At 53.8% G+C, this 21599-nt stretch carries 21 protein-coding genes; 13 read left to right on the top strand and 8 right to left on the bottom strand.

The annotated features are described in order from the left end of the window. Positions 1-151 precede the first annotated feature (151 nt). The 3 genes from KO497_RS07540 to KO497_RS07530 all read left to right on the top strand — a co-directional run bounded on the left by KO497_RS07540 (position 152) and on the right by KO497_RS07530 (position 2894). Positions 152-871 carry a TRAP transporter small permease gene (locus KO497_RS07540; protein ID WP_215943355.1) on the top strand — a complete coding sequence of 240 codons (720 nt, stop codon included), beginning with the start codon at positions 152-154 and terminating at the stop codon, positions 869-871. Between the two features lie 5 nt (positions 872-876). Continuing rightward, positions 877-2265, top strand: coding sequence for a TRAP transporter large permease (locus KO497_RS07535; RefSeq protein WP_215943354.1), 1389 nt, complete (start codon positions 877-879; stop codon positions 2263-2265). A gap of 209 nt (positions 2266-2474) precedes the next feature. Continuing rightward, on the top strand, positions 2475-2894 hold the full coding sequence (locus KO497_RS07530) for an RbsD/FucU domain-containing protein (RefSeq protein ID WP_215943353.1): 420 nt from the start codon (positions 2475-2477) through the stop codon (positions 2892-2894). Between the two features lie 63 nt (positions 2895-2957). Here the strand turns inward: KO497_RS07530 and trpD are convergent, their stop codons facing one another. Then, positions 2958-3974, bottom strand: coding sequence for an anthranilate phosphoribosyltransferase (gene trpD, locus KO497_RS07525; protein WP_215943352.1), 1017 nt, complete (start codon positions 3972-3974; stop codon positions 2958-2960). After that, positions 3974-4564: an anthranilate synthase component II gene (locus KO497_RS07520; protein WP_215943351.1), complete on the bottom strand. Its 591-nt coding sequence runs from the start codon at positions 4562-4564 to the stop codon at positions 3974-3976. Before KO497_RS07520 ends, trpD begins: the two co-directional genes overlap by 1 nt. A gap of 287 nt (positions 4565-4851) precedes the next feature. Between KO497_RS07520 and KO497_RS07515 the strand changes: the two genes are divergently transcribed. The 3 genes from KO497_RS07515 (at position 4852) to KO497_RS07505 (ending at position 7888) form a co-directional block, all read left to right on the top strand. After that, positions 4852-6477, top strand: coding sequence for a divergent polysaccharide deacetylase family protein (locus KO497_RS07515; RefSeq protein ID WP_215943350.1), 1626 nt, complete (start codon positions 4852-4854; stop codon positions 6475-6477). Between the two features lie 123 nt (positions 6478-6600). Continuing rightward, positions 6601-7374 carry a DUF2189 domain-containing protein gene (locus tag KO497_RS07510; RefSeq protein ID WP_215943349.1) on the top strand — a complete coding sequence of 258 codons (774 nt, stop codon included), beginning with the start codon at positions 6601-6603 and terminating at the stop codon, positions 7372-7374. A gap of 28 nt (positions 7375-7402) precedes the next feature. After that, positions 7403-7888, top strand: coding sequence for a GNAT family N-acetyltransferase (locus tag KO497_RS07505; protein WP_215943348.1), 486 nt, complete (start codon positions 7403-7405; stop codon positions 7886-7888). A 17-nt stretch (positions 7889-7905) separates the two neighbouring features. Here KO497_RS07505 and KO497_RS07500 read toward each other — a convergent pair whose 3' ends face one another. The 6 genes from KO497_RS07500 to bcp all read right to left on the bottom strand — a co-directional run bounded on the left by KO497_RS07500 (position 7906) and on the right by bcp (position 13100). Then, complete coding sequence (locus KO497_RS07500) at positions 7906-8589, bottom strand: haloacid dehalogenase type II (RefSeq protein ID WP_215943347.1); 684 nt, start codon at positions 8587-8589, stop codon at positions 7906-7908. 38 nt (positions 8590-8627) lie between these two features. After that, positions 8628-9530 carry a DMT family transporter gene (locus tag KO497_RS07495; protein WP_215943346.1) on the bottom strand — a complete coding sequence of 301 codons (903 nt, stop codon included), beginning with the start codon at positions 9528-9530 and terminating at the stop codon, positions 8628-8630. Positions 9531-9684: 154 nt separating this feature from the next. Further along, positions 9685-10212 carry a bactofilin family protein gene (locus KO497_RS07490; RefSeq protein ID WP_215943345.1) on the bottom strand — a complete coding sequence of 176 codons (528 nt, stop codon included), beginning with the start codon at positions 10210-10212 and terminating at the stop codon, positions 9685-9687. Further along, positions 10202-11518: a DUF5930 domain-containing protein gene (locus KO497_RS07485; RefSeq protein WP_436799283.1), complete on the bottom strand. Its 1317-nt coding sequence runs from the start codon at positions 11516-11518 to the stop codon at positions 10202-10204. Before KO497_RS07485 ends, KO497_RS07490 begins: the two co-directional genes overlap by 11 nt. Positions 11519-11817: 299 nt before the next feature. Further along, positions 11818-12645 (bottom strand): ferritin-like domain-containing protein, encoded by an 828-nt coding sequence (locus tag KO497_RS07480; RefSeq protein WP_252729563.1) that lies wholly within the window; start codon positions 12643-12645, stop codon positions 11818-11820. Beyond that, positions 12642-13100, bottom strand: a complete 459-nt coding sequence (bcp, locus tag KO497_RS07475) for a thioredoxin-dependent thiol peroxidase (RefSeq protein WP_215943344.1) — start codon at positions 13098-13100, stop codon at positions 12642-12644. Before bcp ends, KO497_RS07480 begins: the two co-directional genes overlap by 4 nt. A gap of 186 nt (positions 13101-13286) precedes the next feature. Between bcp and KO497_RS07470 the strand changes: the two genes are divergently transcribed. The 7 genes from KO497_RS07470 to KO497_RS07440 all read left to right on the top strand — a co-directional run. Further along, positions 13287-16748, top strand: a complete 3462-nt coding sequence (locus KO497_RS07470) for a DUF3971 domain-containing protein (RefSeq protein ID WP_215943343.1) — start codon at positions 13287-13289, stop codon at positions 16746-16748. A 51-nt stretch (positions 16749-16799) separates the two neighbouring features. Then, the gene (gene queA / locus KO497_RS07465; RefSeq protein WP_215943342.1) at positions 16800-17864 is read left to right on the top strand and encodes a tRNA preQ1(34) S-adenosylmethionine ribosyltransferase-isomerase QueA; all 1065 of its coding nucleotides are present in this window, start codon (positions 16800-16802) and stop codon (positions 17862-17864) included. 100 nt (positions 17865-17964) lie between these two features. Continuing rightward, complete coding sequence (locus tag KO497_RS07460) at positions 17965-18582, top strand: LysE family translocator (RefSeq protein ID WP_215943341.1); 618 nt, start codon at positions 17965-17967, stop codon at positions 18580-18582. Continuing rightward, complete coding sequence (locus KO497_RS07455; protein WP_215943340.1) at positions 18579-19037, top strand: GNAT family N-acetyltransferase; 459 nt, start codon at positions 18579-18581, stop codon at positions 19035-19037. The genes KO497_RS07460 and KO497_RS07455 overlap by 4 nt, the downstream gene beginning before the upstream one ends. A gap of 168 nt (positions 19038-19205) precedes the next feature. Next, complete coding sequence (locus KO497_RS07450) at positions 19206-20483, top strand: MFS transporter (RefSeq protein ID WP_215943339.1); 1278 nt, start codon at positions 19206-19208, stop codon at positions 20481-20483. 131 nt (positions 20484-20614) lie between these two features. Then, complete coding sequence (locus KO497_RS07445; RefSeq protein WP_215943338.1) at positions 20615-21220, top strand: DUF924 family protein; 606 nt, start codon at positions 20615-20617, stop codon at positions 21218-21220. A gap of 159 nt (positions 21221-21379) precedes the next feature. Then, the coding region (locus KO497_RS07440; protein ID WP_215943337.1) for an FAD-dependent oxidoreductase at positions 21380-21599 on the top strand (220 nt) is incomplete at its 3' end.

Raw genomic sequence — 21599 nt, 5'->3', positions numbered from 1 at the left:
TCCTGACTTTGCGGTTGGGGCCATTTTTACTTACCTTATTTTCAGGCACCGTTTCGGCCTTTGCCGGTGTCATAGACAATGCCCGTGCGTGATCATTTGGGTCAGGCGCAGGGTAAAGGCCCATCAATTTTCAAAGATGTGGGGGACACAGATGTCACATCAAACTGGCGATAAGCCGCAAAGCGCCATCGGGCGTTTTATCGACGCGCTTGAAGAAAATGTCATCGCGGGCATCTTGGGCGTGATGACATTGATTACGTTTGTTAACGTGGTGTTGCGATATGTGTTTAACCAGTCTTTGATTTGGGGGCTTGAGGTTGTTTTGATCTTATTCGCTTGGCTCGTGCTGCTCGGTATTTCCTATGGGTTCAAAAAGAACACCCATCTTGGGGTCGATGCTGTCACCAATATGTTGCCTGAGCGCGGCCAGCGGATCATGGCTATTCTGGCGGCGCTTGCCTGTGTGATTTATGCGGCTTTGTTGATGAAGGGGGCATGGGATTACTGGGCGCCTTTCGCAGCATTGCAACCTACAGAAGGCCGTTGGTTCCCCACTGGGTTCACCGAAAACACCCGTGACCGCGCGTTTTATATCACCGATCAAGTGCCCATGCTGGAAATGTTTCGTTGGCTGGAAGACGCAATCAACTACGGTGATACATATGACAAACTGCCACGCGTCATCCCCTATTTCATCATTCCCTTTGGCTGCGGCCTGATTTTGTTGCGCGTTGTGCAAGCCACCATTCGCATCATCAAAGGCGAGCAACTGAGTCTGATCGTGTCTCATGAGGCAGAAGAAGATGTTGAACGCGCGGCGGCGGATTTGAACGCTGCCGGTGTGAATTCAGACGGTTTGAACAAGGAATAATAAACATGGAAGTCGTCTTTCTCTTTTCAATGGTCTTGGGCTTGCTGCTGATCGGTGCGCCGATTGCTGTATCGCTTGGCCTGTCGTCCATGGTCTTTTTGCTGATGTTCTCAGACACCTCTTTGGGGTCCGTGGCGCAGTCTTTGTACCAAGCTATGGCGGGGCACTATACCTTGCTGGCGATCCCGTTTTTCATCTTGGCCTCTAGTTTCATGTCCACCGGCGGGGTGGCGACACGTATCGTGCGCTTTTCCATCGCCTGTGTGGGCCATATGCATGGCGGTTTGGCCATTGCGGGTGTCTTTGCTTGCATGATCTTTGCGGCTCTGTCTGGATCATCGCCAGCAACAGTTGTGGCCATCGGCACAATCGTGATCGCGGCGATGCAAAAAGTCGGATATACCAAAGACTTCGCCGCAGGCGTGATCTGTAACGCTGGCACGCTTGGCATCTTGATCCCGCCCTCTATTGTAATGGTGGTCTACGCCTCTGCCACGGATGTCTCTGTCGGCCGTATGTTCCTTGCGGGTGTGATCCCCGGTCTTTTGGCTGGCTCCATGTTGATGATCGCCATCTATGTCATTGCACGGATCAAAAAACTGCCCAAAGGCGAATGGAATGGCTGGGGGGAAATCATCGCCTCGTTCAAAGATGCGTTCTGGGGCTTGATGCTGATCGTCATCATTATGGTCGGAATTTACGGCATCCCCGGCATCACTGGTGCGATCTTTACCCCGACTGAAGCTGCGGCTGTGGCATCCGTCTATGCCTTCTTGGTGGCCTCATTCGTCTACCGCGATATGGGACCGCTCAAAGGTTCAGACGAGCCTGTGTCCTTGCTGAAAAAGCCACAAGCCATCGTGACGGCCTTCTTTCACAAAGACACACGCGACACTTTGTTTGATGCGGCCAAGCTGACCATCATGCTGATGTTCATTATCGCCAATGCTTTGATCTTGAAACATGTTTTAACCGACGAGCAAATCCCGCAGAAAATCGCAGAAGCGATGCTCTCGGCTGGTTTCGGCAAAATCATGTTCCTTGTCATGGTCAATGTGATCTTGCTCATCGGTGGTCAATTTATGGAGCCATCAGGCCTTATCGTCATCGTCGCCCCCTTGGTGTTCCCGATTGCGATTGAGCTTGGCGTGGACCCGATCCACCTTGGTATCATCATGGTGGTGAACATGGAAATTGGCATGATCACACCGCCTGTGGGTCTGAACCTCTTCGTGACATCTGGTGTTGCTGGCATGCCGATGATGTCTGTTGTGCGCGCCGCGTTGCCGTTCCTTGCGATCTTGTTCGTGTTCTTGATCTTGGTCACATATATTCCCATCATCTCGACCTTCTTGCCGACGACTTTGATGGGGCCAGAGATCATAACCAACTGACGCGGACAGTGCGGCTGACGCGGTCAGTGTGACTGATACGATCAGCGCGACCTGAACTCCAAAGACACCCCTGTCGTTTACACGGTGGGGGTGTCTTTTTGTACGGTAAAGTGGGCGGGACTGATTTGCGGGACTGGCTTCATATGGTGCCTTGGCGTAAAGAAAATTGGCGTAAAGCAAAACAGACCCGCGCAGGCAAAGGAAAGCCCATGATCAAATCCGACATCATTCACCCACAGCTTCTGTCCTCGCTCGCCAAGACAGGGCATAAGGCGCGTATTTTAATTGCTGACGCCAATTATTCTTGCGTGACCAACGCGAACCCAGCCGCAGACATCATCTATCTCAACTTCGCGCCGAACATGATCCCCAGCACCACCGTGCTTGAGGGGGTGAGCAAACTTATCAATATCGAGCAAGCCACGATGATGGCTTGGCCTGATGCCTTCGACAACACCATCCACCAAAGCTATCTTGATATCCTGCCTGCCGAGACGCAGATGGACTATGTGGAGCGCGCGGATTTCTACGGAGCCGTCAAATCCCCTGACACATTGCTGGTCATCGCCACAGGGGAAACGCGCCGCTTTGCCAATCTGTTACTGACTGTTGGCCCTGTGATTGTGTGATCATCATAAGGCGCGCCAAAAAACGGGGCGCGCCGTTTCGACTGGGGCGCTGCGAACGTGAGCCTAATTGCTTGACGTTATCCGCGCCAAACCGACCATCTTTGCCAAAGCCGCACCACTGTCCAAGCTTTCTTTGGCGATTTCAACGCCTGCTGACAGATCACTCGCCTTGTCGGCAATGACCAAAGCCGCCGCAGAGTTCAACAGTACGGCATCGCGGTAGGCGCCGTGTTCTTCTGCCGCCAAAACCGCACGCAGGCGCGCGCCGTTAGACTCAGGACTGCCGCCTTCGATGTCTTTGTATGCATAGACAGGCAGGCCAGCGTCTTCGGGATGCACGGTGACTTGCGTCACTTTACCAGCATCAAGTTTTGCCACGTAAGTCTCGCCCGTGATGGTGATCTCATCCGTGCCATCTGAGCCATGCACAAGCCATGCTTTCTCGGACCCAAGCGCGCCAAGCACTTCGGCCATGGGCTGGATCAAGTCACGGGAAAATACCCCTGTAAGTTGCCTTTTGACGCCAGCTGGATTGGTCAAAGGTCCAAGGATGTTGAAAACTGTTCTGGTGCCAAGCTCAAGACGCACAGGCATCACATGCTTCATCGCAGGGTGATGCATCGGCGCCATCATGAACGACATGCCAATCTCGGCAAGCGAGTGTTCCACAATATCTTTCCCGACCATCACATTGATTCCATTGACGCCAAGGCTGTCGGCGGCACCAGAATTAGAGGTCAGTTTCTTATTGCCATGTTTGGCAATCGGCACACCCGCACCTGCGGTGCAAAAGGCGGAAGCTGTTGAAATTTGCAGCGTGGCTTTGCCCGTGCCGCCCGTGCCAACGATGTCCATCGCGCCACTCGGCGCTGTGACCTTAACGCAATGCGCGCGCATGGTGGCTGCGGCTGCGGTGATTTCGTCCACGGTTTCGCCGCGCGTGCGCAGCGCCATCAAAAAGCCCGCGATCTGCGCTGTGGTGGCCTCGCCCTTGAATAAGATTTCAAAGGCGGTTTCGGCTTCTGCGCGGGTCAAGGCACGATCCGCGGCTGCAGCGATATAGGTTTTCATGTCGCTCATTATGCGACCTCTTTGGTATTGGCGAATTGATTTAAGAACGTGCGCAACATCTCGTGACCGTATTCAGATCGGATGCTTTCAGGATGGAATTGCACGCCTTCGATCGGCAGGGTTTTGTGACGCAAACCCATGATGGTGCCGTCTTCCAATGCGGCGGTGATTTCCAAACAGTCGGGCAGGGTGGCGCGGTCTACGATCAGTGAATGATAGCGCGTCGCCAAGAGTGGCGAGGGCAGACCAGCAAACACGCCTTTGCCCTCATGCTGAATGTTGCCCATCTTGCCGTGGACGATCTCATGGCAGCGCACAACAGAACCGCCAAACACCTGACCAATGGATTGATGCCCTAGGCAAACACCAAAGAGCGGAATCTGGGCCTGTGCAGCGGCTGTGATCAAATCCATACAGATGCCTGCCTCATTCGGCGTCTTAGGGCCAGGGGAGATCAAAATACCACTGGGCTTTAAGGCCAGCGCTTCATCCACTGTCAATTCATCATTGCGCACCACTTTCGAGGTTACGCCCAGCTCGCCGATATAGTGGACGAGATTATAGGTGAAACTGTCGTAGTTATCGATCAAAAGCAGCATATGAGGTCTTTCTAAAACGGTTTTTTCCGTGGGTGCGGTGGGTGCGGCGGCGGATAATAGCTAAATCTGTGACCAATCGGCGTCCATATGGCCACGCATGCGTCAAAAGGGGATGAACCCCATTGATGCACGCGCTATACATGTCCACGAAGGTAGGCAAAGGGTCAAGAGTGTGCTCTTGATTTTTGCGATGTTTGGGCGGATTTGGCGCTTTGAACTGGCCAAGACAGATAGCAACATGCCAGTAAAAATTGGCAAAAGCGATATTGAGTAAAGGGCTTCGACGTATGGGACGCGGAATTTTGGCAGGTTTGGTGTGGGGCTCTGTTGTGGGCTTTGGAATCGTCACTGTTGCCAACCAAGTGGTGGATAAAGTCTATGTTTCACCCGTATCCTTATCTCAAGCGCCAGCAAATGAAGACAATTCGCCACAAAATATGGCGCAAGAAAACCAAGCCGTAGAAGAAGTGGCTGAGGATATGGGGTCTGAACAGGTGGCTGATGCGGCCGATGTCATCACCATGCCTGAAACATCACAGACGCCAAAAGATCTTGACGGGCAAACCCCAGATAGCAGCCCAAATAACAACCAAGACCCGAATGTGGTGATCGCGTCGCCCACGCCGATGGACCCAGCAGAGACATCTGATACCGCACTTGATGAGATGGCGACATCCGAGACGGTCACACCAGATCTTAACATCGCTCAGCCAGATAAGGTCGCGTCGCTTGCGCCTTCTGATACGAAGCCTGAAACCGCAGACGATACCGCGCCGCTGCCGTCTTTTGAAACGCCTGAGGGGTTGGAGGCGCCAGTGATTGAAACCAACGCCACACCCGCTGTTCAAGGCGATAGCCCCGTGTTGAGCAGCCCGCAGGGGCTTGAGTTGATCCAACCCAATTCGGGCACAGCCCCCGTTCAGGTCGATACGACTTTGCCGGGACAAAAACCCAAACCTTTGGGCGCGCCCGTCACTGCGCGCACAGCAGCGGATGAGGTCAGCGGTGACGCCAGCCAAGCCGCACAAAATATCGCTGACGCCTTGAGTGCGCAACAGCCTGTCGCGCCAAAAGCAGTGCCCAAAATCGCGCCGCAGGGCCAGCAGGCGCTTGGTCAGAAAGTCGGCAGTTTCACGGATCGCAACGATGCTATGAAATCTACACGCTTGCCCTCTGTCACGGGCAGCGCGATGGCTGACGCTGCCCCTGTGATTGCGGCTGAAGACCTGCCTGCGATCATCGCTTTTTCTGCCGATTACACCAAATCAACCACAGCGCCTGAAATGTCGGTGATTTTGGTCGATATTGGCGAGTTGGACCCGACGTCTCCCCAGCTTGCGAACCTGCCATTCCCTGTGACCTTTGCGGTGGATGCGCTGGCCCCCGGCGCAGCTGAGCGCGCGCAGATGTACCGCACGGCTGGACTTGAGGTCTTGTCTTTGATCGGTTTGCCCGAAGGGGCCACGGCCCAAGACGTGGCCGTGACCATCAATCAAGCCCGCGATTTGGTGCCTGTCTCTATCGGGTTCTTGGATGTGCCCTCTGCGTCTTTCCAAGCCACGCGTGACATTGCTGCCCAAGTGGTCGCCTCTGCGGCCTCAACGGGCCATGGCGTTGTGTCTTTTTCGCGCGGTTTGAACGCCTTGATGCAAGAAGCCACGCGAGCCAAAGAACCGGCCGCTTTGGTGTTCCGCGACTTTGACGGGCGCGATCAAAACTTGGCTGCCATCAAGCGGTTCTTGGACCAAGCCGCGTTTCGTGCGGGCATCGACGAAGATATTGTATTGGTAGGTCGCGCCAAAGAAGACACCATGAAAGCCTTGGTGGAATGGTCTTTGGGCAATCGCGCGGCCACGGTTGAATTGGTGCCTGTGTCTTATCTTTTGACCGGTGGTGGCACTGAGGCAAAGTGATTTGCGTCGTGTATTTCGCATGCGCAAAGCTGCATGCTTGACAGTCGGGCAAGATTTCGCGTGAACTCATAGTGCCACGAGGTGCGTTTTCACATTTGAAAGCGCAGGCGCAAGGAGGATCCGATGAGCCATTTAGAGACAGACTTAGCCGCCGCCCCTGTGCCTGAGGTTGCGCATCTGTCGCTTGGAGATCTGATGTTTGCGCTTAAAGCGGGCATGACTGATTTTCGCAAAGCGCCGCAATTTGGGTTGTTCTTTTCTGCGGTCTACGTCTTGGGCGGGATCGTTTTGATCTGGCTGGGGGCTGGCACCGTGGAATGGACCTTTGCAATGACCTTGGGCTTTCCGCTGGTGGCCCCTTTTGCCGCTGTGGGATTGTACGACGTGTCGCGTCGAATTGAACACGGCGGAGCGATGGATTGGTATAAAATCTTAAGCGTTGTGAAATCCGAAAAAGACCGGCAAGTGCCATGGATGGGCGCGACCATTTTGATCTATTTTCTGTTTTGGTCCTTTCTGGCCCATATGATTTTCGCGCTCTTCATGGGATTGTCGGTGATGCGCAATCTATCCACCAGTTACGAGGTGTTTTTGACCCCCAATGGCCTGACGATGATCGGGGTGGAACTTGGCGTGGGCGCTGTATTGGCCTTTATCCTGTTTTCGCTCACCGTCACCAGCCTGCCACATCTGCTGGATAAAGAAGTGGACTTTGTCACCGCTATGTTACTGTCTTTGCAGGTGGTCAAAGAAAACTTCTGGGTGATGATGGTCTGGGCCATGCTTGTGGCTGGCCTCACATTTATTGCCATGTTGCCACTGTTTCTAGGTCTGCTGGTGGTCATGCCTGTTTTGGGGCATGCGACATGGCATTTGTACAAGCGGGCCTTGGTGTAGTGCGTGACAGGGTGAACGGGTGTGACGGATGAGCGCCAAGACCTATGAGTTTCGCCAAGCGACGATGGATGATGTCGATTTGATCACCCATTGGCAGGCCCAGCCACATGTCCGCAGATGGTGGGATGCCGCAGAGCCTTACACTCAAGACGATATCAACGACCCGCGTGTGTCACGCTGGATCGTGTCTTTTGAGGCGCGTCCCTTTGCTTTCATGCAAGATTACACTGTACATGGCTGGGACGCGCATCATTTTGCCAATCTCGCCACAGGCGCGCGCGGCATTGATCAGTTTATCGGCGATCCCGAGATGGTGGGGGTTGGGCACGGATCGGGATTTATCACTGAGCGGATGCGAGACTTGTTTGACGCCGGCGCGCCTATGATTGCCACGGACCCGCATCCCGACAATTCCCGCGCGATTGCCGTCTACGCGAAGCTGGGGTTTCAGCCGTTAGGCCCACCACAAGAGACACGTTGGGGTTTGATTTTACCTATGGTGGCAGAGCCGTAAAACAGGTTGTGTTTTGCTTAGGGGATCATCCGCCGCGCAAAAACAGCGAGATCGTCACAGATGTAGTCGGGCTGTCGCAGATTCGGCACCTCGAAAACACTGTTGTGCGGACGGGCGATGAAAGCCCCTTGATAGCCCGCCGCCTGCGCGCCGATGGTGTCCCAGACGTGACAGGCGACCATGCACATGTCGGATGCAGGGGTATTCAAGGCCTTGGGCACGATGTCATAGACGGACCGATGCGGTTTAAACTTTTCGACCTCTGAAACATTGAAGTGGTGATCAAACAACCCCGCGATACCCGCGTTTTCCAGCGGCGTTGGTGATGGCGCCGCGGCGGAGTTGGTCAGGGTCACAAGGGTATATCCCGCATCGCGCAACGCCGTCAGCGCAGGGGCTGCATCTTTGTGAGCGGGCATTTGACCGAACAATTGCTTCAGTTCCGCGATGTCAGCATCCGTGACGTCGATCCCTTTATTGGTGCCAACCATACGCAACATACTGCCCGCAAGCGTGCCAAAAGGCGTGTAGATATCAGACAAAGTCAGCGTTTGGGAATATAAAATCAGCTCAGGAAACCATTCGCGCAGCACAGCCCCATCACCAAACAGACGCTCAAACAGCGGTTCCAAAGTGGTGATATCCAGCAAGGTTTCATTGACGTCAAATACCAAAACGGATGGGCGGCTTAGGTCTGTCATCTGCTGTTCCTTCTTTGATCGTAAACTCTCACGTTACATCAGCTCGTCACGGGCTTTGCGCGTTTGCGTCCTGTGAGCATTAAGGCGAGCCCCGCCAAGACAATTACAGCCCCACCGAACAATTCCATCGCATCGGGGCGCTCTTGAAACACCAAGGCCGCCAAGATCATCGCGAACAACAGGCGTGAATAGCGAAACGGCGTCACCATCGACACTTCGCCCGTGCGCATCGCAAAGGTCAATGCCGTATAGGCCGCGACGCCTACCACCACAGCGGCGATCAGCATCAAGGCTTCAAAACCTGAGGGCACAACCATTTGTCCGCGCCATGCCAGCAATATCACGCCAGAGATGATCAGCATCGCAAAGCCGTAGACTCCAAGCTGCGCATATGACAACCCCTTGGGGGCTGCGCGTGTCGCCAAGTCTCGCCCTGCAAAACCGATCATGCCAAGCACGGCCAGAATGGACAGGGGCGTGAACCCGTCCAGACCGGGGCGCAACACCAAAAGCACGCCGACAAATCCCAAAGTGATCAAAGCCCATCGCAAGCCGTTGATCTTTTCGCGAAAGATCACTGCGCTGGCGGCCGCGACCAACAGCGGCGTCGCTTGCAAGATGGCCGATGTGGTTGATAGCGCCGTGAGCGCCAGTGACAGCGTGAAAAACAACCGTCCCAACACTTCGAACAAAGACCGGATCAACAGGGCAGGGTGCTTGAGGTCCGCATTGAAAATGCGCTCTCCGCGCTGCCATGTCAGCCCCGCAAAAATCAATGTGCCGCCAGAGCCGAACAGGATCAAAATTTCAGACACCGGCAGATGCGATGACACCTGTTTCAGCAGCGTGTCTTCCACAGCGAATAACGCCATGGCCAGCACCATAAAAAATGCGCCTGCAACATTGCCGGCAGTGCCGCTTTTATCAACTGAATGGGGCATATATTGCGTCCTTAAATTTCTGCGCAGACACTGTCTTGGATTGCTTTTAGATACAAGCTAGGCGTGTCAAAAATACTCACGGATCAGATGCAATAAAAACGGCCCGTGACACATGGTGTCAGGGCCGTTTTGAAAGTCAAAGCAGATCCAAGCCTTATTTGGCGGCAGGGTCTTTCGCTGGGGCTGTTTTTGCAACGCCAGGAGCTTTGTTTTGGGAATTGGTTGTCAAAGGATCGTCAGCACGCTGAACGGACCCTTCGAAATGCGCACCGCTTTCAATGGCGATGGTTTTGTGAATGATATCACCTTCGACTTTAGCTGACGACGTCAGGCGCACTTTCAAACCGCGTACGCGGCCGATGATGCGGCCATTGATGACAACGTCATCCGCCATAACTTCGCCGCGCACCGTGGCTGTTTCGCCGATGGTCAGCAAATGCGCACGAATGTCGCCCTCAACAGTGCCTTCGATTTGAATATCGCCGGTTGTTTTGAGATTGCCGACAATCGTCAAGTCGCTGGACAGCACAGAGGCTGGCGGCTTGGCTTTTGGCGCAGTCGGAGTGAACTCAGCAGACTTTTTGGGAGCAGCTGATTTTGGCGCCGTAGCGGTATCTGTTGGTGTCACGTCATCGGTTCCTTTAGACGGGCCCGGCTCATTTATTCTGCTTTTAGAAAACATCGTTGGCAGCCTTAATATAGGTCATCGGGTTAACGGCCTTTCCACCTACGCGAACTTCGTAGTGGAGATGAGTACCAGTGGAGCGGCCAGAATTCCCCATAGCACCGATTTGCTGACCACGCGAGACCCTTTGTCCAACTTTGACCATAAGTTGGGATTGGTGTGCGTAACGTGTCTCAATTCCGAACTCGTGTTGGATTTTGACCAGACGGCCATATCCGTTAGACCAGCCCGCAAATGTGACAACGCCGTCAGCAGTAGAGTAAATTGGTGTGCCGTAGGCTGCAGCGAAGTCTGTGCCTTCGTGCATGCGGCCCCAGCGCGGGCCAAAGCCCGATGTGTAGCGGAAAGAATTTTTGATCGGCAAGGCAAACGGCGCTTTTTGCGCTGCGATGCGATACAGGTTCAAACGATCCATTTTTTCGATAATACCATTGGCGCGCAGACTGTCAGGGTCTTTGACGCCGCCTTTGGTGGAAAACTTAATGGGGGTCAGCGGGCCACCGGTGCCAGACAGACCAGAGCGCACTGTGTTCAATAAGCTTTTGGTGGATAGGCCTGCTGCGGTGAACATTTTGTCCAAAGGCTCAACTGACAGAACAACGGCATCTTCAAGTTGAGAGAAAATCCGGTCGTTTTTTTCTTCCATCAACCGCAGATCGTCTTGCAGCGTGTCCGCCATCTGTTCGGCTTGATTGGCCAGCAAAACCATCGTGTCGCGCTCAATGGCTGTGTTGTTCAATGCGGCAGACAATACATCGACAGTGTTGCGAATTTCTTCGGGGTTGATGTTTTGGGTGGCAGCATCTGTCCCATCAAGTCGCGCTTGCAGCTGAAGGGCATCTTCGCGCGCTGCATCGCGGTCTTTCATGGTGCGGCGCAACGTGGCTTGGACAACTGTGATGCCTTTGCCAAGTTCGCGCACACGCTCTTCAGAGGAAAGCAGCTCGGATTGCATGGCAGAAATTTGGGCCAAGGCTGTGTTAAAGCGCTCTTGGGCTGCGGTGGCTTCGGCGGCGCGCATATCGCGCTCTGCGGCCAATTCATTAACGCGGCTTTCAAACAGCGCCAAATCGCGTGATGCCTGATCTCGCAAGTTGCCCGACCCGATGCTGTCCATCAATACAATCGCAGAGGCGATGATCAGCCATCCCGCCAAGACTGTCGTGCCAGCAAAGCCACAAACCTGCGTGAGCGGTGTTAAGCGTACGTAACGCGTCTCGCTCTCAGAGCGTAAGAATACCCTTTGCTCAGGAAAACTACGCTCAAGCATAGAGTTGAGCTTGTGTGTCAGCATATTGGTCAAAAAACCGTCCTCACATCCCATTTCATCCGCTTTCTATGCGAACGGTCACGAGCCAGTCCACAGCGGTTGGCACTGTGTTACAAAAGGATTCCTCTATCGGCAATCCTTTTGCCCGTTTTGATGAAGGTCTGTTGCGAAATGTCTGTTTATTGGCGGTTTTTTGCCTAATTCGCAGGCCAGTTTTGGCCATGCATTTTGTAAACTTGTGATGAAAACGAGTTTAAGTTGCGCCCCGAACAGATTGCGCCGCAACATATGGTATTCCATACCTTGCGACGCTCAAACGTTGATTGTGTGAATTAGCTGATCAAAGGCCAATAAAAGTCTGGCGGAATACCTGCTTCGGCGCGCTTTTCATCGTTAAAAGGCGGTTTCAACGCGCCATGAAAATATTTGCGCACCAATGTGTGAAACAAGGGTTTGGGGTCTACATTGTCGCGGCCACATAGAAAATGGAACCATTTTGAGCCGTAAGACACATGACCCACTTCCTCGGCATAGATCACATCGAGCGCCGCCACGGTGTCTTTGTCTTTGGCCTGTTGGAACAATTTAATCATGCCCGGTGTCACATCTAAACCGCGGGCCTCTAAAACCATTGGCACCACGGCCAATCGTCCCATCAAATCATCAGCGGTTTCCTCTGCGGCCTGCCACATACCAGCATGCGCGGGCAAGGCGCCATAGAAACTGTCAAAGGCTTCAAGTCGATCACATAACAAATTGAAGTGTTTTGATTCCTCATCTGCCGCGCGCACCCAGTCGTCATAGAACCCAATCGGAAATGGCACATGTGAAAACCGCGCGATCAAGTCCCAATGCAAATCGACGGCGTTCAATTCGATATGGGCAATCGCGTGCAGCATTGCGATGCGTCCCTCTGGCGTGCCAGGTTTGCGTTTGGGCACATCTCTGGGGGATAGCAATTCAGGCCTATCGGGGCGCGCAGGAACGTCAGGGGGGCTGATGGTTCCGATTTCAATGGGTGTGGCGCCATCCTCGCGGCTGGCGCGCCACAAAGCGGCATAGCGATGGGACAATGCAGTTTTTGCGCGCCCGTCGGCCGTGCGCAGCACTGCATCTGCCATCTGCGTCAGTGTCATATCAGGGGTCGTATTCTCATTCATGACTGCGCGGCCTCAAGAACCTCTGCGGCGTGCCCTTTGACTTTGACTTTGGGCCAAACGTGCATAATTTTTCCTGCTTCATCAATAAGATAAGTTGATCTCACAATACCCATAAACGTCTTGCCATACATGGATTTTTCCTGCCAAACCCCATAATCTTCGCACATCGTGCCATCGGCGTCAGACAATAGGGGGATGCCCAGATCGTGCTTGGCGCAAAAGTTATCGTGTTTTTTGACGCTGTCTTTCGAGATGCCAATCACCACAGTGTTTGCCGCATCGAATTCTGCCTTTAAGGCGGTGAAATCCAGCGCCTCGGTGGTACATCCGGGCGTGTTGTCTTTTGGATAGAAATACAAAACCGCCTTGCGCCCCATCAAATCAGCGCGTGACAAATTGGTGCCTCCGTCACGGGGCAATGAAAAATCAGGGGCGAGGGTTCCAATATCAAGCATATTTTCAGTCCTTAAGCGTAAAAGCGTTGCGATGCGTCTGCCAATTTACGCCCTTGTCGCTGAAAAGGACCGCTTTGACCATTGCATCTGATTGGGGTTCAGTTTTAAGCCGGAATACGCCAAGATCAACCAAAGGTCTGCCATGTGATTTGAGCAGATCCCATTTTTGAGAGTCCCAAACACGCCATGAGCGACACGCCTGACCTTGATCCGTCCCAAAAGGACAGCGCGCAAACCTCTGTCGCGACACAGGATGAGGCGGGCGATACATCTGTAAAAACCTTGGACGCTCAGGATGCGCCAGACACAGAGAGTACGGACACGGTGTCGAGTACGGACACGACGTCAGAAGAAAACACTAAATGCAGCAAAATATGGGGCGTGCGGCCTCATAAAAAACGCCACCATGTGCACCATTTCGGGCTGTGGTTCTGTTCGATGCTGTTGTTTTTGGGGCTTTTGGCGGGCTTGGGCGTTTTGGCGTTGACGGGGCAGGACGTTGTTTTACCCGCCACGCTGACCAAGCATATAGAAACCCGAATGAATAATGATTTGGGCGACACAAAAATCTCGGTCGGGCAAGTTGTTGTCACTGTTGATAAACATTTCATCCCTCAAATTCGCGCTCGTAACGTGGGGATCATTGATCCCACGGGGTCCGAAATCGCACGGTTGAGCGAACTTCACGCGCAGTTTTCAATGGGGCAAATAAAAAGCGGTCAAATGACGCCGCGCGCCTTGCGTCTGACCAGCGCGCAAATCGTTGTGCGGCGCGGCGTGGATGGCAGTTTTGCCCTAGATTTTGGCGGGGCAAGCGGCACTGTTGGCTCTGCCGAAGAGGTTCTCAAAGCCATCGACGCAGCGTTTACATCCGAGCCTTTGGTTGATGTGCAAACGGTGGATGTCAGCGGATTGACAGTCATCTTGGAAGACGCGCGATCAAACCGTATTTGGCAGGCGACGGATGCGGTTCTGACCCTAACGAATTCCGACGATAATATAGATATATCAATGGCTTTTGATGTGTTCAACGGCACAGAAGACTTGGCGCGTCTGCAAATGAGCTTTGCCACACGCAAGGGATCATTGGCCACGGTCATCGGGTTGAATATCGACAATATACCCGCTTTGGACTTGGCGCAGCAAAGCCCTGCGTTGTCCTTTTTATCAGTGCTGGATGCGCCGATTTCGGCGGCGATGCGTGCGCAGGTCACTCCTGATGGATTGCTGTCGAGCTATTCAGGCACATTGGAAATCGGCTCTGGTCAACTGGTAGCAGGGGGCGGGGCTAAACCGTTGAGTTTTGCGGGCGCACGTGGATATTTTGATTACGATCCCGCGACGGAACGCCTGTCGTTCGCCGAATTGTCAATGCGCTCCGAAGCCTTTGCAATCGCAGGCAATGGCCATATGCTTTTGCGCGATTTCGACGGCAATTTTCCTTCAAAGTTTTTAGGTCAATTCTATATTGATCAATTGACCGCCGATCCGCGTGGCGTGTTCGAGCAGCCATTGACGTTTGACGCGGGGCAGGTGGATCTGCAACTGACGCTTGAGCCATTCTCGGTGACTTTGGGGCAACTGGCGCTGAAACACGGTGATCTGTGGTTGCGTGCAAAAGGCGCTGCCCATGCAACGCCTGACGGGTGGAGCTTGGCCTTGGATGCCGAAACAGACCCTTTACAAGCCTCAGAGTTGATGTCGTTTTGGCCTGACGCGGTCGTGCCCAAAACCCGCGAATGGATTGTCGAAAATATCGGCTCCGCGACGTATAAAGACATCGCGATGTCATTTCGTTTGGCGCCCGGTGCCAGCGCGCCGCAAACCTATTTGGGTTGGTCGTTTGAAGAGGCAGATGTTCGGTTTATGAAGGCTTTGCCGTCTGTCACAGCGGGCGCTGGTTACGGGACGATATCTGGCAATGCGTTGACGATCGTCGTGCAAGAAGGGGCTATTGCTGCGCCATCGGGCGGCGATATTGATGTGGCTGGTACGGTTTTGCGTATCCCGCAGTTGGATGTCAAACCTGCCGTCTTGACGGCCCAGCTGAAAACCTCATCGCAGATTGAAGCGGCTGTGGCGGTCATGGCGCTCAAACCTTTTGACGTGCTCAAAGATGCTGATTTTGGTGCGGATGTGGCCCAAGGGCAGGCGGCTTTAACGGGGCAACTCACGGTGCCTTTGATTAAAAATATCCTGATGGAAGATGTGGATTTCAACATCACTGGCGATATCACCGAGGCCTCGTCTACGCAGTTGATGGCGGGCAAAGAGCTGCGCGCCTCCCGTATGGCTTTGGCGTTGACGCCCGCTGGATTAAGTCTGTCTGGACCGGTCGAGGTGTCTGATGCGCGGGCCGTCGCCGTGTGGCGCAAAGGTTTTGGTCCCGAAAATCGTGGTAAATCTGACATTTCAGGCTCTGTGACAATCAATCAGGCGCTGCTTGATGCTTTTGATATCAATCTGCCAGCCAACACCATATCGGGCAGTGCCCAAGGCGATTTGACCGTTGCGTTGCGCGCGGGCCAAGAACCGAGCTTTGGCATTACCTCAGGGATGGAGGGGCTTGGCCTCTCGGTGCCGGCCATCGGGTTTTCAAAACCGCAATCCCGCAGCGGCGCATTCAAAGTCACGGGCACCTCTGGCGATCTGCCCAAGGTGACGTCATTGTCCATCGAAGCGCCGGGGCTGACGGCGACGGGCGGCTCTGTGACGCTTGACGCGAACGGCGGCTTGGATCGCTTGCGGTTCGACACATTGAAAGTGGGGGCATGGCTGGACAGTTCGGCGACCTTGATCGGGCGCGGCAAAGGGCGTGCCGTTGCTGTAAGGCTGGGTGGTGGCTTGTTGGATCTGTCAAAATCGCCCTTTGGCACGGGCGGCAGTGCGGGCAGTGCGTCGCGTTCTGGTCCCATCGATATGGTTTTGGATCGCTTGAAGGTGACAGATAATTTGTCTTTGAACGGCGTCACGGCGCAGCTGACACAAGATAACGGGCTATCTGGGCAGTTTGCAGGGCGGTTGAACGGTCAAGCGCCGATCACAGGCACCATAAGCCCCGGTCAATTTGGTCCGACGATTTCTGTGAAGGCAGAGGATGCGGGTAAAACCGTGATGGCTGCCGGTCTGTTGGAAGAGGCTGCAGGCGGAACTTTGGCGCTGACGCTGACATCAAAGCGCGCAGAAAGCAGCTATGACGGAAGTCTGCGGATCACGGATATACGGGTCCTGTCTGCACCTGAATTGGCGCAACTGTTGTCGCTGGTCTCTGTCGTTGGACTGCTGGATCAAATGAATGGGCCGGGCATTGCCTTTAGTGACATCCGCAGTGATTTCATCATTCAACCCAATTATATCACCATCGGCACATCAAGCGCGGAAGGCCCATCTTTGGGGATCACCGGCGAAGGCATTTATGACTTGAGCGCCAAGCAGATCGATCTCCAAGGGGTGATTTCGCCGATCTATTTCTTGAACGGGATCGGCCAAGTGTTCGCGCGCAAAGGCGAGGGGCTTTTCGGCTTTAACTTCACCCTCAAGGGCGCGATTGACAATCCCAGCGTAGGGGTTAATCCGCTGTCCATTCTGACACCGGGGGCTTTGCGCAGTATTTTTCGGAAACAAACGCCGACGGCACCCGCCAATTAACGCAGGACGACTGACGCAGAATGACTGACGCAGAATGACAAAGGTATCTTGATGAAGCTCTCTGATTTTGATTTCGAACTGCCGCAAAGCTTGATTGCCACGCGTCCAGCTAAACCGCGCTCTTCTGCGCGCCTTTTGGTGGCGACCCCCACGCAGATTCATGATGCGCATGTTTATGATCTGGTCGATTGGTTCCAAGCCGGTGACCGCTTGGTGTTGAACGATACCAAGGTATTGCCTGCGCGTCTGACAGGTCAGCGTGGGCGCGATACGGCCCAGGGGTATCAAGAAGCTCGTGTCGAAGTGACCTTGTTGGAGCCGCAAGCCACAGCCGGCCAATGGCGCGCGCTTGTGAAGCCGTTGAAAAAGGTGAAAGAGGGTGAGGTCGTGCGGTTCTCCGAAGACCTAAGCGCCACTTTGAACAGCAAAGAAGATGGCGCAGCCTATCTCACGTTCAACCTGACGGGCGATGATTTTGACGCGGCCTTGAACGCGGCAGGGGCCATGCCATTGCCCCCCTATATCGAGGCCCTGCGCAAAGCCGATGCGCAGGACAAAGAAGATTATCAGACAGTCTGGGCCAAAACGCTTGGCGCGGTTGCGGCCCCCACGGCCTCGCTGCATTTTGACGCGCCCTTGTTGGAGGCGCTCAAAGCCAAAGGGGTCGACATCACATATGTGACCCTGCACGTGGGCGCGGGCACGTTTTTGCCAGTGAAAGTCGACAACGTAGACGATCACAAAATGCACGCGGAATGGGGCGAGGTGTCCCCCAAAGCTGTGAGAGAAATCGTCGCCACCAAAGCCGCTGGGGGCCGCGTGATCCCCGTGGGCACCACAGCGTTGCGATTGATTGAAAGTGCTGCGCGCGACACAGGCCAAATCGCGCCTTTCGTGTCTGACACAGATATTTTTATCCGCCCTGGGTTCACATTTCATGTGGCTGATGCGTTGATGACCAATTTTCATCTGCCCAAATCGACTTTGATGATGCTGGTCTCTGCTGTGATGGGGTATGATCGTATCCGCGAAGTTTACGCCCATGCGATTGAGCATGAGTATCGGTTTTTTTCATATGGGGACGCGTCCTTGTTGTTGCCGCATGCTAGCATGTGACGCGTGACCGTATTCAGTGATATGTGGCCCCAACTTGTGATTTGAGCACAGTTGGGCAAAACTGACCTCGCGCATTTTCACATCTTTGGAGTATTCTTTCATGATCGATTGGATCATCTTCTTACCAGCGTGTTTCGCCCTTAATCTTGCGTTTGGTCCGAACAACCTTTTGGCCTTGATGCATGGGGCGCGGGGCGGGGTGGGCTTTTCACAATGTGCTGCATTGGGGCGACTGATCATATTCGTACCGATGATTGCAGTGAGCGCGCTGGGGTTGGGGTTTGTGCTGACAACATCTGCATTGGTGTTCACCATCGTTAAGGTGATTGGCGCGGCTTACTTGATTTGGCTGGGGGTCTCTTTGTGGCGCAGTTCTACCTCGATTGAATTGGGCGTTACCGATGGTCGTCAATTGACCCTGCGCCGCGCGTTTAGATCTGAGGCAGTTGTCGCCTTGAGCAACCCGAAAGCCATACTGATATTTGCCGCGTTCTTTCCGCAATTTGTTGTCGTTGACGCATATTGGCAAAGCTATGCGATGCTTGGCGCGGCTTTCATTGGGATGGAAGCCATCGCGATTTGCATTTATGCGCTGATCGGTCGGTTCGCGTCGAAATTTGCTGCGGGAAAACTACCGTTAATGCAACGCGCATCAGGGCTGACAATGGGGCTGTTTGGCCTTTTGCTGCTTGTTAGCCCCTCTCCCTCACGGCCATGAATGATGCTATCAATATTCGACCTGCGCAAGACGCAGATGTAGAGGCCGTACGGGCCTGTGCCCATGAGGCCTACGCGCAATATGTGGCGGTGGTCGGGCGCAAACCCGCGCCTATGACGGCGGATTATGCGGGTCATATTGCTGCGGGTCATGTTCATGTCGCCACGGATGCGCAGTCAGGCGTGCTTGGGTTTGTCGTGTTCTATCCCGTTGGGGCAGATATGATGTTGGAAAATGTGGCTGTGCGCAGCGCCGCCAAAGGGCAGGGCATTGGCAAGTGTTTGATAGGGCTTTGCGAGCGCATGGCAAAACAGTCCAGCTTGACTGCGGTGCGCCTGTATACAAATGAAAAAATGACCGAAAATCTGTCGCTCTACCCCCACCTTGGATACCGCGAAATCGACCGTCGCAGTGAAAAGGGGTTCAGTCGGGTGTTTTTTGTCAAAGAGCTTTGAGACTTGGCTCAAGCTTGCTTTGGTTGAATTTCAATGGAAACAAATGCGACGTTTTTGCATGTCGTAAATAATCTTCTTTCTTAGTTCATTCGCCTTTGATAGCAGTGGCGTTCAACCGTCCAAACGTCAAAATGGGCACCCTTAAATTTTAGTGTTCAAGGTGACTTTATGCGTCAGGTTCTCGCGTCTTCCTCAGCTTTATTGCTCGGCATGCTGCTTTTGATGATCGGCAACGGTCTTCAAGGATCGGTTCTTGGCGTGCGTGGCGGTTTGGAAGGGTTTTCCACTTTTTCATTGTCTGTCGTGATGTCCGGCTATTTTCTTGGGTTTTTAGGCGGGTCGCAGATCACTCCGCACCTGATCCGTCGCGTCGGACACGTTCGGGTCTTCGCCGCGTTGGGATCGTTTATTTCGGCCGCCTTGATCATTTTTCCGACGCTGACAGACCCAATCGTGTGGACCATTTTGCGCATCGTCTTGGGATTTTGTTTCTCAGGTGTTTACGTCACCGCCGAAAGCTGGCTCAACAATTCCACCACCAATGACATGCGCGGCAAAACTCTGTCGGCCTATATGATCGTGCAAACGATTGGCATGGTGATCGCCCAAGGCATTTTATCCGTTGGCGACCCCTCTGGCTATATTCTGTTCATCATACCGTCTGTGTTGGTTTCGATTTCTTTCGCGCCCATTTTGCTGTCAGTGTCGCCCACGCCGCCGTTTGAGACTTCAAAACCGATGACCCTGCGTCGGTTGTTCGACGTGTCGCCCTTGGGCTGTGTCGGCATGTTTTTGATGGGAGGCGTCTTTGGTGCGCAGCTTGGCATGGGCTCTGTCTATGCCACCCAAGCTGGGTTTACCTTGCCCGAAGTGTCGACATTCCTCGCATCGATTTTCATCGGTGCGCTTGTTTGTCAGTTGCCGATTGGCTGGATTTCGGACCGTTTGGACCGTCGCTTGGTGATTTTGGGCGCCGCCGGCGTGGGTGGTGTCGCCTGTCTGGCGGGCAGTCTTATGGGCGCGCAACTTTACATCGCTATTGGTGTGGCGCTTCTTGCTGGCGGCATGGCCTCGCCGCTCTATTCTTTGTTGATTGCGCATACGAATGATTATCTCGACCCTGATGACATGGCGGGATCTTCTGGTGGATTGATTTTCATCAACGGTGTTGGGGCCGTGGGCGGTCCTATGATTGCCGGTTGGCTTATGTCGACTGTTGGCCCGTCTGGATACTGGCTTTTGCAGGCGATTTTGATGTTGTCTATCGCTGGTTATGCTGCGTGGCGCATGACACGTCGTGCTGCGATCCCTGTGGAAGATACCGCCGCCTATGTCGCGGTTATGCCCTCGACCACACCCGTGGCCTCTGAGGTTGCACAGGAATGGGCGATCGAGCAGGCAGAGGATGATGCGGAAGAGGCCGAGAGCCAAGCTGCGGCACTTTGAATGCAGATGTCGACTGTCTCAAATGCGCAACATTTTAAAGTATGGCGTTTATGTTAGCGCGATCTTCTTGCCTCGCTTTGATGATATTGTAACGGTTTTATGTAACAGCCAAGCCATTACGGAGAGACCACATGGCCCATATCCCGTCGCTGCAATTGAACATCACGCCTGATGATGTCTTGTCTTTTTGGCTTGATGAACTCACGCCCAAAGATTGGTATGTGGCGAATGACGCCTTGGATGCGAAAATCCGCGAGCGGTTTTTGCCAGCTTGGGAAAACGCACAAGAGGGCGCTTATTCTTTGTGGTTGACCCATGCCTCTGGCGCCTTGGCCTACATCATTCTCAACGATCAAATGCCACGCAATATGTTTCGGGGGGATGGCAAAAGTTTTGCTTCTGATCGTATCGCCTTGGCCGCAGCCAAGGCCGCGATTTCCAAGGGGTGGGATCTGAAAATCGATGCACCTGCGCGTCAATTTTTCTATATGCCTTTGATGCATTCTGAATGTCTGACCGATCAAGAACGCAACGTTTGTCTGTTCAAAGAGCGCATGAATGCCTCTGACGATAACATGCGTCACGCACAAGCGCATCGTAACATTATTCGCGAATTTGGCCGCTTTCCTTACCGTAATGAAGCACTGGTTCGGGCGACAAACTCAGCCGAAGAAGCGTTCTTGGCTAAAGGTGGATACCGTTTTGCGTTGGAAACCCTCACGTCTGTTGCTGCTTAATCTTCTGAAAACAAGCACTTTTCTCGCTATCTATGCGTTTCCCGTCTGAGCTATGCGTCAGGCGGGATGCGGCCTTTCGTGCACATGGACACAAGGGCCGTTGCCCGAATTTTTAAAGTAGTTTAGTGTCAAACTAAATATGGTTTCGGGAGGATCCCCATGTCTGACAAATCTTTTGACCTGGTCGTAATCGGCGCTGGCCCTGGTGGCTATGTTGCTGCAATTCGGGCGGCTCAGCTCGGTCTATCCGTCGCTTGTATCGAGCGCGAAAATCTTGGTGGCATCTGTTTGAACTGGGGCTGTATCCCGACCAAAGCCTTGCTGCGCTCTGCGGAAATTTTCCACCACATGGAACGCGCAAAAGACTTTGGTCTTTCGG

The organism is Pacificibacter marinus (assembly GCF_018860665.1).
Classification (GTDB): Bacteria; Pseudomonadota; Alphaproteobacteria; order Rhodobacterales; family Rhodobacteraceae; genus Celeribacter; species Celeribacter marinus_A.
Note: the sequence above shows the minus strand (reverse complement) of the source record. Positions and strands in the feature narration are given on the sequence as shown.

Coding starts and splice junctions, on each gene's coding strand:
- KO497_RS07540 (WP_215943355.1), top strand. CDS start 152: ATGTCACATCAAACTGGCGATAAGCCGCAAAGCGCCATCGGGCGTTTT.
- KO497_RS07535 (WP_215943354.1), top strand. CDS start 877: ATGGAAGTCGTCTTTCTCTTTTCAATGGTCTTGGGCTTGCTGCTGATC.
- KO497_RS07530 (WP_215943353.1), top strand. CDS start 2,475: ATGATCAAATCCGACATCATTCACCCACAGCTTCTGTCCTCGCTCGCC.
- trpD (WP_215943352.1), bottom strand. CDS start 3,974: ATGAGCGACATGAAAACCTATATCGCTGCAGCCGCGGATCGTGCCTTG.
- KO497_RS07520 (WP_215943351.1), bottom strand. CDS start 4,564: ATGCTGCTTTTGATCGATAACTACGACAGTTTCACCTATAATCTCGTC.
- KO497_RS07515 (WP_215943350.1), top strand. CDS start 4,852: ATGGGACGCGGAATTTTGGCAGGTTTGGTGTGGGGCTCTGTTGTGGGC.
- KO497_RS07510 (WP_215943349.1), top strand. CDS start 6,601: ATGAGCCATTTAGAGACAGACTTAGCCGCCGCCCCTGTGCCTGAGGTT.
- KO497_RS07505 (WP_215943348.1), top strand. CDS start 7,403: ATGAGCGCCAAGACCTATGAGTTTCGCCAAGCGACGATGGATGATGTC.
- KO497_RS07500 (WP_215943347.1), bottom strand. CDS start 8,589: ATGACAGACCTAAGCCGCCCATCCGTTTTGGTATTTGACGTCAATGAA.
- KO497_RS07495 (WP_215943346.1), bottom strand. CDS start 9,530: ATGCCCCATTCAGTTGATAAAAGCGGCACTGCCGGCAATGTTGCAGGC.
- KO497_RS07490 (WP_215943345.1), bottom strand. CDS start 10,212: ATGTTTTCTAAAAGCAGAATAAATGAGCCGGGCCCGTCTAAAGGAACC.
- KO497_RS07480 (WP_252729563.1), bottom strand. CDS start 12,645: ATGAATGAGAATACGACCCCTGATATGACACTGACGCAGATGGCAGAT.
- bcp (WP_215943344.1), bottom strand. CDS start 13,100: ATGCTTGATATTGGAACCCTCGCCCCTGATTTTTCATTGCCCCGTGAC.
- KO497_RS07470 (WP_215943343.1), top strand. CDS start 13,287: ATGAGCGACACGCCTGACCTTGATCCGTCCCAAAAGGACAGCGCGCAA.
- queA (WP_215943342.1), top strand. CDS start 16,800: ATGAAGCTCTCTGATTTTGATTTCGAACTGCCGCAAAGCTTGATTGCC.
- KO497_RS07460 (WP_215943341.1), top strand. CDS start 17,965: ATGATCGATTGGATCATCTTCTTACCAGCGTGTTTCGCCCTTAATCTT.
- KO497_RS07455 (WP_215943340.1), top strand. CDS start 18,579: ATGAATGATGCTATCAATATTCGACCTGCGCAAGACGCAGATGTAGAG.
- KO497_RS07450 (WP_215943339.1), top strand. CDS start 19,206: ATGCGTCAGGTTCTCGCGTCTTCCTCAGCTTTATTGCTCGGCATGCTG.
- KO497_RS07445 (WP_215943338.1), top strand. CDS start 20,615: ATGGCCCATATCCCGTCGCTGCAATTGAACATCACGCCTGATGATGTC.